General features: G+C 59.9%; 14 protein-coding genes. 10 read left to right on the top strand and 4 right to left on the bottom strand.

Annotated features, from left to right (window positions below; genetic code table 11):
* Window positions 1-16: 16 nt before the first annotated feature.
* Window positions 17-1,048, bottom strand: coding sequence for a LacI family DNA-binding transcriptional regulator (locus D882_RS0114285; protein WP_027923876.1), 1,032 nt, complete (start codon window positions 1,046-1,048; stop codon window positions 17-19).
* Between the two features lie 214 nt (window positions 1,049-1,262).
* Here D882_RS0114285 and D882_RS0114290 point away from each other — a divergent pair, with 214 nt between their 5' ends.
* Window positions 1,263-1,796 carry a gluconokinase gene (locus D882_RS0114290; protein WP_027923877.1) on the top strand — a complete coding sequence of 178 codons (534 nt, stop codon included), beginning with the start codon at window positions 1,263-1,265 and terminating at the stop codon, window positions 1,794-1,796.
* A gap of 82 nt (window positions 1,797-1,878) precedes the next feature.
* Window positions 1,879-3,231, top strand: a complete 1,353-nt coding sequence (locus tag D882_RS0114295; RefSeq protein WP_027923878.1) for a GntP family permease — start codon at window positions 1,879-1,881, stop codon at window positions 3,229-3,231.
* Window positions 3,232-3,324: 93 nt separating this feature from the next.
* Here the strand turns inward: D882_RS0114295 and alaC are convergent, their stop codons facing one another.
* Window positions 3,325-4,536 carry an alanine transaminase gene (gene alaC / locus D882_RS0114300; RefSeq protein ID WP_027923879.1) on the bottom strand — a complete coding sequence of 404 codons (1,212 nt, stop codon included), beginning with the start codon at window positions 4,534-4,536 and terminating at the stop codon, window positions 3,325-3,327.
* A gap of 139 nt (window positions 4,537-4,675) precedes the next feature.
* On the opposite strand from alaC, the gene D882_RS0114305 reads away from it, so the two are divergent.
* From D882_RS0114305 to D882_RS0114320, 3 genes are all read left to right on the top strand, one after another.
* Complete coding sequence (locus D882_RS0114305) at window positions 4,676-5,338, top strand: LysE family translocator (protein ID WP_027923880.1); 663 nt, start codon at window positions 4,676-4,678, stop codon at window positions 5,336-5,338.
* A gap of 67 nt (window positions 5,339-5,405) precedes the next feature.
* Complete coding sequence (locus D882_RS0114310) at window positions 5,406-5,894, top strand: GyrI-like domain-containing protein (protein WP_027923881.1); 489 nt, start codon at window positions 5,406-5,408, stop codon at window positions 5,892-5,894.
* Between the two features lie 315 nt (window positions 5,895-6,209).
* The gene (locus tag D882_RS0114320) at window positions 6,210-6,698 is read left to right on the top strand and encodes a GNAT family N-acetyltransferase (RefSeq protein WP_027923882.1); all 489 of its coding nucleotides are present in this window, start codon (window positions 6,210-6,212) and stop codon (window positions 6,696-6,698) included.
* Window positions 6,699-6,833: 135 nt separating this feature from the next.
* Here the strand turns inward: D882_RS0114320 and D882_RS0114325 are convergent, their stop codons facing one another.
* Window positions 6,834-7,319: an N-acetyltransferase gene (locus D882_RS0114325; RefSeq protein WP_027923883.1), complete on the bottom strand. Its 486-nt coding sequence runs from the start codon at window positions 7,317-7,319 to the stop codon at window positions 6,834-6,836.
* Window positions 7,320-7,458: 139 nt separating this feature from the next.
* On the opposite strand from D882_RS0114325, the gene D882_RS0114330 reads away from it, so the two are divergent.
* The 4 genes from D882_RS0114330 to D882_RS0114345 all read left to right on the top strand — a co-directional run bounded on the left by D882_RS0114330 (window position 7,459) and on the right by D882_RS0114345 (window position 10,050).
* A complete protein-coding gene (locus tag D882_RS0114330) occupies window positions 7,459-7,884 on the top strand; it encodes a nuclear transport factor 2 family protein (protein ID WP_027923884.1) in 426 nt (141 codons plus the stop codon).
* A gap of 67 nt (window positions 7,885-7,951) precedes the next feature.
* Window positions 7,952-8,296 carry a YciI family protein gene (locus D882_RS0114335; protein ID WP_027923885.1) on the top strand — a complete coding sequence of 115 codons (345 nt, stop codon included), beginning with the start codon at window positions 7,952-7,954 and terminating at the stop codon, window positions 8,294-8,296.
* A 27-nt stretch (window positions 8,297-8,323) separates the two neighbouring features.
* Complete coding sequence (locus tag D882_RS0114340) at window positions 8,324-8,815, top strand: SRPBCC family protein (RefSeq protein ID WP_027923886.1); 492 nt, start codon at window positions 8,324-8,326, stop codon at window positions 8,813-8,815.
* The gene (locus tag D882_RS0114345) at window positions 8,815-10,050 is read left to right on the top strand and encodes an RNA polymerase sigma factor (protein WP_027923887.1); all 1,236 of its coding nucleotides are present in this window, start codon (window positions 8,815-8,817) and stop codon (window positions 10,048-10,050) included. The genes D882_RS0114340 and D882_RS0114345 overlap by 1 nt, the downstream gene beginning before the upstream one ends.
* Before the next feature lie 22 nt (window positions 10,051-10,072).
* Here D882_RS0114345 and D882_RS0114350 read toward each other — a convergent pair whose 3' ends face one another.
* Window positions 10,073-10,927 (bottom strand): LysR family transcriptional regulator, encoded by an 855-nt coding sequence (locus D882_RS0114350; RefSeq protein ID WP_027923888.1) that lies wholly within the window; start codon window positions 10,925-10,927, stop codon window positions 10,073-10,075.
* Between the two features lie 90 nt (window positions 10,928-11,017).
* On the opposite strand from D882_RS0114350, the gene D882_RS0114355 reads away from it, so the two are divergent.
* On the top strand, window positions 11,018-11,455 hold the full coding sequence (locus D882_RS0114355; protein ID WP_027923889.1) for a multidrug/biocide efflux PACE transporter: 438 nt from the start codon (window positions 11,018-11,020) through the stop codon (window positions 11,453-11,455).
* Window positions 11,456-11,519: the final 64 nt, after the last annotated feature.

The following is an 11,519-nucleotide window of genomic DNA, read 5'->3' on the forward strand; positions in this document are numbered from 1 at the left end:
CACTCCTACAGGGGGGTTATGTGCTTTCCCGGATTTTTAGTTCAAACCCCATATCCTGCACCGGTTTAGCCACCGAATTCCCCGCCAGCAACGTCAACATCAACTCCGCCGAACGTCGGCCAATGGCCTCGCGCGGCGTATTGATGCTGCTCAGGCGCGGCACCATGTGCGCCGAGGCGGGCAGGTCGTTGAAACCGAGGATGGCGACTTGTTCCGGGATCTTGATGCCATGGCGCAGGGCTTCAAGCAGTGCGCCCTGGGCCAGGTCGTCGTTGCCGAAGAAGATCGCATCGACATCGGGGTGACTGGCCAGTAGTTGCAGAAACAGCTCGCCGCCCAATCCGACGGAGGAGGCACGCGGGGTCAGCACTTCCAGACCCGGGTCGTACAACCCGGCCTTCTGCAGGGCTTTGCGGAACCCTTCGCCGCGTAGCAAGGTGCGCTGGTCCAGTTGCGCGCCAATGTAGGCCAGGCGCTTGCGACCACGGGACAGCAAATGTTCGGCCGCCGTTTCGCCGGCGGCCAGTTGCGAGAAACCCACGCAATTCACACCCGCCGCGCTGTCCAGTTCCATCATGTACACACAGGGAATGTTGCTGGCTTCAATCATCCGTCGCGAACTTTCAGTGCGGTCGAAACCGGTCAGCAGCAAGCCGCGAGGTTGATAGGCCATGTAGTTGCGCAGCAGGTTTTCTTCTTCATCGCGTGAATAATGGAAGTTGCCGATCAGCACTTCGAAGCCCTTGGGGCGAAGCACCTGATGAATGGCTTCCAGTGTGTCGATGAACAACAGGTTGGACAGCGATGGCACCAAAACCACCACCGAATGGCTCTGCGCCGAGGCCAGGGCGCGGGCGGCGGGGTTGACCACGTAGTTGAGTTCGAGCGCGGCTTTCTGGACTTTTTCTACCAGTTCGGCGGCCACGGTGCTGACGCCGCGCAACGCACGGGAGGCGGTAATCGGGCTGACCCCGGCCAGTCGGGCTACTTCATTGAGGGTAGGGCGGCCAGTGGTGCGGGTATTTTTATCGTTTTTAGGGGAGGTCATCGGGCGGCTTGCCAAACAAAATTCAAGGCACTAAGGTAGCGCTGTCCCGAAGCGGCTGCAAATGCGTAAGCGAGTTTTGCCTGAACCTCGCTTTTTGGCACTGGGACGAAAATGCTGCAACCCACAAAAATGACAAGAAGGCGTCGGCAACTTCTACTTTTGATCGAGTGTCATAGCTGTCAAAGGTAGCGCTGTCTGCGCGCTGAGGTGTTACATGAATCATCCCATCACCGCCCTGGTCATCATGGGCGTTGCCGGTTGCGGCAAGACATGCGTCAGCGAGGCCTTGTGCCAACTCAGCGGCGCGACTGCCATTGAAGGCGATACTTTCCACCCTGCCGCCAATATCGAAAAGATGAGCGCGGGTATCCCCCTGAACGACCAGGACCGTGCCGGCTGGCTCGACAGCCTGTGCGATGAACTGCGCCGCGTCGACGCCAAGGGCGAACGCCCGGTGCTGACCTGCTCGGCCCTCAAACACAGCTACCGCGAAGTGTTGCGCAGCGCTTTGCCGGGCCTGGGCTTCGTGTTTCTTGAGCTGACCCCTGAAGTCGCCGCCGAGCGTGTGTCGCACCGGCCAGGGCACTTCATGCCTTCGACCCTGATCGACAGCCAGTTCGCCACCCTCGAATCCCCCGTGGGCGAGCCGTTGACCCTGGCGCTGGATGCATCGACCTACAGCGTCGAGCAACTGGCGTCGCAGGCGCATGTCTGGTGGCAGGCACACGGCCTGAAACAGGCCGTATGAGTGTTGCCAAAAAAGATAGCGCTGTCCTGATGGCTCGCGAATTACCCGCTTTAATAACAACAACAACCAGGAGACACCCCTAATGTTTGGCATGTCCCACGAGACGTTCCTGCTGCTTGATGCAGTGGTCACGGTGATCGGGCTTATATTCCTGATTACCAAGTTCAAGTTCCACCCGTTCATTGCCCTGATCATCGCCGCTGCCTTTCTCGGGCTGACCTCCGGCATGCCGATCGGTACCGTTATCAAAGCGTTCCAGGACGGTTTCGGTGGCGTGCTCGGTTTTGTCGGGATCATCCTCGCGCTGGGCACCATGCTCGGCAAAATGATGGCCGAGTCGGGCGGGGCGGATCAGATTGCCCAGACGCTGATTCGCGCGTTCGGCAAAGACAAAGTGCAGTGGGCGATGATGTTCGCGGCGTTCCTGGTCGGCATTCCGCTGTTCTTCGAAATCGGTTTCGTGCTGCTGATCCCGCTGGTGTTCATCGTTGCACGCCGTACCGGCGTGTCGATCATCAAGATCGGTATCCCGCTGCTGGCCGGTCTGTCCGCCGTGCACGGCCTGGTTCCGCCGCACCCGGGGCCGTTGCTGGCCATTGGCGTGTTCGGTGCCGACATCGGTAAAACCATTCTCTACGGTCTGATTGTGGCGCTGCCAACGGCCATCATTGCCGGCCCGATCTTCGGTACATTCATTGCCAAATACATCCCCGGCCATCCTAACCAGGAACTGGTGGATCAACTGGCGCGCGAGCCTGACTCGGCCGACCTGCCAAGCTTCAGCATCACGCTGATCACCGTGCTGCTGCCAGTGTTCCTGATGTTGCTCAAGACCTTTGCCGATGTGGTACTGCCAGAAGGCAATTTCGCCCGCTCCTTCATGGACCTGATCGGCCACCCGATCTCGGCGCTGTTGCTGGCGTTGCTGCTGTCGCTGTACACCTTCGGTCACCGTCAGGGCATCGACTCGAAACGCATTCTGAAATGGCTCGATTCGAGCCTTGCGCCGACTGCCGCGATCATTCTGATCATCGGTGCCGGTGGTGGCTTCAAGCAGATGCTGGTGACCAGCGGCGTGGGTGACGTGATCGGCCACATGGCGGTGAACGCACAGATCTCGCCGATCCTGCTGGCGTGGCTGGTGGCGGCGGTGATTCGAGTTGCAACCGGTTCGGCGACTGTGGCGACCATTACCGGCGCGGGCATTGTGGTGCCGGTGGTGGGGATGATTCCGGGTGTGAACCGTGAGCTGCTGGTGTTGGCCACCGGTGCCGGTTCGTTGGTCCTGTCTCACGTCAACGACGCGGGTTTTTGGCTGGTGAAGCAGTACTTCAACATGACCGTGGCAGAAACCTTCAAGACCTGGACCGCGATGGAAACCATCCTGTCCGTGGTTGCGCTGGGCTTTATCCTGCTGCTGTCGATGTTTGTTTAAGCAAAAACACAGGTGGTGACACAGCTCTTGTGATCACCCCGAAACTAATGTGGGAGCGAGCAAGCTCGCTCCCACATTGTTATGTGTCAGGCGCTAGTTTTTGGTGACCAAGCCATCCGCCCTGAACATCCCGCGTATCCCGCGCACGGCCTGACGAATCCGGTCCTGGTTTTCGATCAGCGCGAAGCGCACATGATCATCCCCGTACTCACCAAAGCCCACGCCCGGCGAGACGCAGACCTTGGCCTCGGCCAGCAGCTTCTTGGCGAACTCCAGCGAGCCCAGGTGCGCATACGCCTCGGGAATCTTGGCCCAGACGTACATCGACGCTTTCGGGTTCTCGACCATCCAGCCCAGCTCATGCAGGCCTTTGACCAGCACGTTGCGCCGCTGCCGATACTGCTCGGCGATGTCCTTGACGCATTGCTGATCGCCTTCCAGCGCCGCAATCGCCGCGACTTGCAGCGGGGTGAACGTGCCGTAGTCGTGGTAACTCTTGATCCGTGCCAGGGCGTTGACCAGTTCCGGGTTGCCGACCATGAAACCGATCCGCCAACCCGCCATGTTGTAACTCTTGGACAGGGTGAAAAACTCCACCGCGATGTCCTTGGCGCCCGGCACTTGCATGATCGACGGAGCTTTCCAGCCGTCATAGACGATGTCGGCGTAGGCCAGGTCGTGCACCACCAGTACGTCGTACTGCTTGGCGAGGGCGATCACCCGTTCAAAGAAGTCCAGCTCCACGCATTGCGCGGTAGGGTTGGACGGGAAGCCGAGGATCATCATTTTCGGTTTCGGGATCGAGCCACGAATCGCCCGTTCCAGTTCGGCGAAGAAATCCACGCCCGGAATCAGCGGTACCGAACGCACCTGGGCGCCGGCAATCACGGCACCGTAGATGTGAATCGGATAACTCGGGTTCGGCACCAGCACGGTATCGCCCTGATCCAGGGTGGCCAGCATCAGGTGCGCCAGGCCTTCCTTGGAACCGATGGTGACAATGGCTTCGGTTTCCGGGTCGATGTCGACCTCGTAGCGATCCTTGTACCAATTGGAAATCGCCCGGCGCAGGCGCGGAATGCCTTTGGACGTCGAGTAGCCGTGGGTGTCTTCGCGCTGGGCAACCGTCACCAGTTTTTCGACGATGTGCGGCGGAGTAGGCCCATCAGGGTTGCCCATGCTGAAGTCGATGATGTCTTCGCCACGACGACGGGCGGCCATCTTCAGCTCGGCAGTGATGTTGAATACGTAAGGGGGGAGTCGATCTATGCGCGCAAAGCGGCGCGGCGAACCTTGTTCGGCCATTGTTGCCTCGGATAACGTGAGCGCCCGGAACCGTCCGAGCGACGCTGGCCACTGCGGTGGCCTGTTGCGGAAGATAAGGGCAGTCGTGGCACACTGTCCAGCGAGTGTGTAAACAAATTTTTCCGAAGGAAATCGGTTGATGGAATTTAGCAGCGGCTTCTTGCTGAGCCTTTCGTTGTGCCTGGATATCGGCGTGGCCAACATCGCGATGATCACCCTGGCCATGCAACGCGGCTATTTTCAGGGCTTTGCGCTGGGTTTGGGGACCTGTGTCGGCGACCTGATCTACGCCGTGCTGGCGCTGGCGGGCATGACCGTTTTGCTGCAATACGAAACCGTGCGCTGGGTGCTGTGGATCGGTGGTTCGGCGTTGCTGATCTATTTTGCGGCAAAGATGATCTATTCGGCGATTCACCACGAAGCGGCATTGGCGCAAGCCGAAGAGGTGGGGCAGAACTCCCATCGCAAAGAATTTTTCCGCGGGATCTTTCTCGCCATGTCCTCGCCCAGCGCCATCCTGTGGTTCGCGGCGGTGGGCGGCACGCTGATCGCCCGTTCCGGTGGCGGTGGTGCGCTCAGCTCCGCGCTGTTTCTCGGCGGATTCCTCTGTGCCGGTCTGCTCTGGAGTGCCGGTTTGTGCTTTGCCGCGAGCCATGGCGGCAAGTTGCTGGGTGACAAACTGCTGCGCTACTCGTACATGGCATCGGCAGCGATCTTCTGCTATTTCGCGGTCTACGTGATCCTATCGGGGTACAACGAGTTTGTTGGCTCGGCGGCCGTGGAACAGTTGCACGCCCTGTAACTGGGCGAATCGGGTTTGGCTTCTATACTCCCAGCCGAACCCATTTTTAAGCCACAGGAGTTGAGCCATGGATGAGCAAACAGGCGTGAAACCAGCCGAGCCCCGCTTCGTACATGGGCATTTTTTGCTCATTGCAGGGCTGGGTGGCCTATTTACAGCGGAGACGACAAAAAAGATCCCCGACCTTTGGGAAAAATTCATTCCCGAGATTGGCCTGATTCCCGGTCAAAAAGGCGAAGTGACCTACGGCATCTGCTGCAATCCGGATGGCAAGGGTGGATTCGAATACATCGCCGGCGTCGAAATCGAAAAGCTCGACGACCTGCCGGATAAGTACCGCTGGGTCGAGGTTCAACCGCAGCACTACGCCGTATTCGAGCACAAGGGATCGCTGGATACCTTGCCCCAGACCTTTCAGTACATCTGGAAAACCTGGTTGCCGCAGTCCGGCAAAGAGGCGGCGGACGCCCCGGAGTTCGAACGCTACAGCGAAGACTTCAACCCCAAGCTCAACACCGGCGTGCTGGAAATCTGGCTGCCGCTCAAATCCGAATGATTACAGCGAGGGGCGGACCATGCGTCCGCCTCTCGACGTGTCATTTACCCTGCTTCATCCGGCGCGCGCGCATCAGGTCGATCGACAAGGTGATGAAGCCAAACGTGCTGATGCCCAACAACATAAGAAGACCGATCTGAACGCTGCTCATGGTGTGTTTCCCCTATTGATGTCCTGAGACCGGCTCCATCAATAATCCGAACCTTCGAGCAATGAAAGCGCCTATACGCAGGCTTTACGGTGCCGGCAGTGATCGATATGAACACCTTATTCAACTATGATTCGCAGCCTTTCCCACGCTGATTCCGAGCCGCCATGAACACCCTCATCCGCAACGTCACCGCCACTGACCTGGACCGCTGTTACGCCATCGAAACCGTTGCCTACGAAGGTGACGAGGCCGCCACCCGCGAGAAAATCGCCACCCGCATTGCCACCTGGCCCGAGGGTTTCATCGTGGCTGAAGTCGACGGCGTTGTAGCCGGTTTCATCAATTCCGGTGCGGCGTTTCAGGTGGAGATGTCGGATGAAGCGTTCAAGGAGCTGATCGGCCACGACCCGGCCGGCCCGCATGTGGTGATCATGTCGGTGGTGGTGCACCCGGACTATCAGGGGCAGGGGTTGGCGAAGCGGTTGATGGGCGAGTTCGTTGAGCGGATGCGTGCACTGGGCAAAACCCATATCCACCTGATGTGCAAGGAGCGGCATGTTCCGCTGTATGCCGGGTTTGGCTTTGCCTACATCAAACCGTCGGCTTCGGACCATGGCGGGATGGCGTGGCATGAGATGGTGCTGGATTTGTAAGACCTACGAAGATCCCCCCCGTAGGAGTGAGCCTGCTCGCGATAGCGTCTACACATTCAACAGTGAGGTGACTGACAAATTGCCATCGCGAGCAGGCTCACTCCTACATGGGCCTGGTGTTGGGTCAGTAGGGCCTCAGAAAACCAGGCCCATTCGCCGCTCATACCCAATCCGGCCCTTGTAGGCCTCGCCGCTATCCACCCAGCCGAATTTTGCATACAGCGCGATGGCCGACTCATTGTCCGCATCCACCGACAATTCCAGCCCCTTTATCTCCGGAAACGCCTGTCGCGCCACCTCGGGCAGCGCTTGCAGGCAAGCCTTGCCATAGCCTTTTCCCTGAGCACGTTGATCGACTTGCAACGCATGCAGCGTGGCGCTGTGTTCATCGGCCCAGGCCGGTAACACCGGCGGGCGCTTGAGCAGCAGGAAGGCCACCGGAGCATCCTCGACCAGCAGCGCAAATCCTTTGACGCCGGGGCCGGGTTTGGACAGCAAGGTGTGCAATGCACCGTGAATGTCGCCGCTGAACCTGATTTGTTCCTTGTGTACTTCGATGGCCTCGACCTGCTGGCGCTGGCGCGCGTTCAGGCTTTCGTAAGGCACGAGACGGGCTGTCACTGGAGTGTCCTTTTCCCACATGAATGAGCCTCGGATTCTAGCGAGTTTGCGCCGATGGATTATTTTTATTTCGACTGTCGATTTGGCTTTTTGCCAAACGACTAAGGGTGTCTTCACACAAAAAACACGGAGAACCACCATGAGTGCCACTCACGAAATCGAGACCCTGATCAACACTTATCGCCAGGCCGTCATCTCCAAGGATGTCGACGAAATCATGGCCCTGTATGCCGAGGACATCGTCTCCTACGACGCGGTCAAAGCCTTGCAATTTCGTGGCAAAACCGCCTACCGCGCGCATTGGCTGGAGTGCATGGAAATGTGCCAGGGCCCGCATAAGTTCGACTTCGCTCACATGAACATCGTGGCGGACGAGCACATCGCCTTCGCCCATTGGCTGGCCCATTGTGGCGGCACCAACGACAAGGGTGAAACCCAGGCCTGCTGGATGCGCGTGACCGCTTGCTACCGTCGCGACGCCGAGCAATGGCGGATTGTCCACGAACACTGGTCGGCCCCGTTCGACATGGCCAGTGGCGCTGCGCTGTTCAATCTGGAGCCCTGATCGTCGGGAATTTCGCCAACGCGTCAATCTGCAGCCATAGTTGATCCGTTCGATTCAGGAGAGCCACATGAAATACCTATGCCTGGTCTACAGCAACGAGCACACCTTGCACTCGCTGCCCGAGAGCCCGAACGACGCCGAGTGCATGGCCTACGCCGAGTCGATCCAGCGTGGCGGCCGGATGCTCGCGGCCGAGGCGCTGGAGTCGGTGCAGACCGCCACCACCGTGCGCATGCGTAACGGCAAGATGTCGATCACCGACGGTCCGTTCGCCGAAACCAAGGAGCAGTTGGCCGGCTTCTACCTGATTGATGCCAAGGACCTCAATGAAGCGCTCCAGGTCGCCGGCAACATCCCGGCGGCCCGGGTCGGCTGCGTCGAGGTGCGTCCCGTTCGTCAGTTGAATCCTTGAATAACAACAACCAAAAAGGAGTTGTGCATGAGCCCGCAATCAGCTGAAAAAAAGTCTGCCGAGTTCGAGTTATCCATCAGCCGCCTGATCGACGCGCCACGCCAGAAGATCTTCCGCGCCTGGACCGAGCCGACCTTGCTCGCCCAATGGTGGGGGCCGCACGGCATGACCACGCCAGAGTGTGAAATGGACCTGTGGGTCGGCGGCCAGTTTCGCACCTTGATGCGCGCCCCGGACGGCAGCGAGTACCCAACGATGGGCGTGTTTCTGGAGATTGTCGCGCCTGAGCGGCTGGTGTTCACCGACGCGTTTATCCCAGGCTGGATTCCGTCGGGCAAACCGTTCATGGCGGCCGAAGTGACGCTCGAAGAGCGGGACGGCAAAACCCTGTACACCGCGCGTGCCATGCATTGGTCCCAAGAGGATCACCAGGCCCACGAAGCCATGGGGTTTCATGACGGCTGGGGGCAAAGCCTTGATCGCCTGGAAACGCTGGTGACCGAAGGCATGCCGGACTGATGCCTGGCGAGGCGGTGCAGGCCCGGGTCGAGCAGGTTTACCGCGAAGACTCGCGGCGGATCCTGGCGACGCTGATCCGCTTGCTCGGCGATTTCGACCTCGCCGAAGAGGCCCTGCACGAGGCCTTTTTCATCGCGGTCGAACGCTGGCAGCGTGACGGCGTGCCGGCCAATCCGCGCGCCTGGCTGGTGTCCACCGGGCGCTTCAAGGCCATCGATGCCTTGCGTCGGCGCACGCGTTTTATTGCTTCGCAACCGATGCTGATCGCGCAGCTGGAGGCGCTGGAGCAGGCCGACTGGAGTGACGAAGACGTGGAAGACGATCGCCTGCGCCTGATCTTCACCTGCTGTCACCCGGCACTCGCCTCCGACGCTCAGGTACCACTGACCTTGCGCGAAGTCTGCGACCTGACCACAGAAGAAATCGCCCGGGCGTTCCTGTCGGCGCCGGCCACCATCGCTCAACGCATCGTGCGGGCGAAGGCAAAAATCCGTGATGCGAAAATCCCTTATCAAGTGCCGACGCTGGCGGAGCTGCCCGAGCGCCTCGACAGCGTGCTGCGGGTGATTTACCTGGTGTTCAACGAGGGGTACTCGGCGTCCATCGGCGCTGAAGTGACGCGCGAAGACCTGACGCGCGAGGCGATCCGGCTGGGGCGATTGTTGCTGGAGTTGCTGCCGGAGCCGGAGGTCATGGGCTTGCTGGCGATGATGTTGCTGCACGAATCACGACGCCAGGCCCGGACGTCGGCGACCGGCGAGTTGATCCTGCTGGATGAGCAGGACCGCTCGTTGTGGGACGCCGGGATGATCGCCGAGGGCTGCGCCTTGGTCGAACAGGCGCTGACCCGGCAGCGCTTCGGGCCTTATTGCCTGCAAGCGGCCATAGCGGCGGTGCATGCCGAGGCGGCGACACCGCAGGACACCGACTGGCTGCAGATTGTCGGTCTGTATGACCTGCTGTTGCGGGTGGTGCCGTCGCCGGTGATCGAGTTGAACCGGGCGGCAGCGATCTCCAGGCGCGATGGACCGTTGGCGGGTTTGGCCCTGGTTGAAGCGATTCTGGATCGAGGTGAATTGCAGGACTACCACCTGGCGCATTCGGCGCGGGCGGAGTTTTGTCGGCAGTTGGGCAGGGTGGAGGAGGCGCGGGCGGCGTATGAGCGAGCCTTGGAGTTGACCCAGCAAATGCCGGAGCGGCGGTTTCTTGAAGCGCGGATCAAGGCGTTGGAGTGATGTGATCTGGAGGGCCCCATCGCTATTCCAGCATCTTGTGCAACAACCAACTCCCCGCCGGCCCCGGTGGATGCTGGCGCGACCACAGTGCATCGACAAACACCGGTTTCGGCCAGCCGCGCACTTTCAGTTCCTGTAACGACCCCGGCCCAAACCGCTCCACCAGCCAGCGCGGCAACGGCGCCCAGCCAAAGCCACCCTGAGCCATTTCCAGCAGCATCAAATAACTCGGCGCCGACCACACACGCCCCTTCGCCCGGGTTTCATACGGATTGACGATGGTCGCCAGGCGCAATTCCCGGTGCTGTTGCAGGACATCCTGATCAATATGATGAAGCGCCGCCAATGGATGCGCCGGGGAGACGAACAACGCAATTTCCGTGCGCTCCTCAACCGTCGAACTCACCAGATCCGGCGGATAACTGTCCTGCATTTCGGCGAACGCCACCTGCGCCCGCCCCCGTTGCACCAGCGCAATCAAGTCATCGCATTCAGCAATCAGGCACTCAAGCTCCAGGTCCGGATAACGCTGTTCAAACGCACCCAGCGCCGCTTCGAAGCGGTCGGATTGATAGGTATCGGAAATCGCCACGGTCAGTTTCGGCTCGATGCCTTGTGACAACTGGCTGGCGGTCATTTCCAGGCGGCTGGTGGCGGCCAGGATCTCCTCGGCCCGTTGCAGCATCACGTGCCCGACCGGGGTCAGGCTGGGTTTACGACTGCTGCGGTCGAACAGGACCAGATTCAAATCGATTTCAAGACTGGCCACCGCCGCACTGATGGTCGACTGGCTACGGCCCAGCTTGCGCGCCGCTGCGGAAAACGAGCCTTGAGTCGCCGCCTGGACAAACGCCAGCAACACTTCGTGAGAGGCCATGAACTATCGCCTTGATCGATGGTTATTGGTTATGAAGTATCGGTGTGATGAAGGATCATGGCAACCACAGTCACTCAGAGGAGCCTGGCCATGAGCGCCAACAAATCCATCACTGAACGTATTTTCCAAGCCGTTGGTTTCGAACTGCTGGCCATCCTGATCTGTACCCCGTTACTGGCCTGGATCATGGACAAACCGCTGCTCGACATGGGCATGGTCACCCTGTTCATTGCAGCCCTGGCCCTGGCCTGGAACGTGGTCTTCAACGGCCTGTTCGACCGTGTGCTCAAGCACTACAAAATGGCGCATAACGCGTGGGTCCGGGTGGTCCATGCGCTGTTGTTTGAAGGTGGTCTGGTTGCCTTTGGTGTGCCGCTGATTGCCTGGTGGCTGAAGATCGGCCTGTGGGAAGCGTTCCTGCTCGACATCGGTGTGCTGCTGTTTTTCCTGCCGTACACCTACCTTTACCACTGGGTGTATGACGTGGTGCGGGAGCGGTTGGTGACGCGCACTGTTTGCGAAGGATGAATAACGCGGTCGGAGGGGGGGATGTATGAAGTGGACGGCAAGCAGCGGTCGCGGGTCAGAGGGT

It is taken from the genome of Pseudomonas sp. URMO17WK12:I12 (assembly GCF_000514395.1).
Taxonomy (GTDB): Bacteria; Pseudomonadota; Gammaproteobacteria; order Pseudomonadales; family Pseudomonadaceae; genus Aquipseudomonas; species Aquipseudomonas mucoides.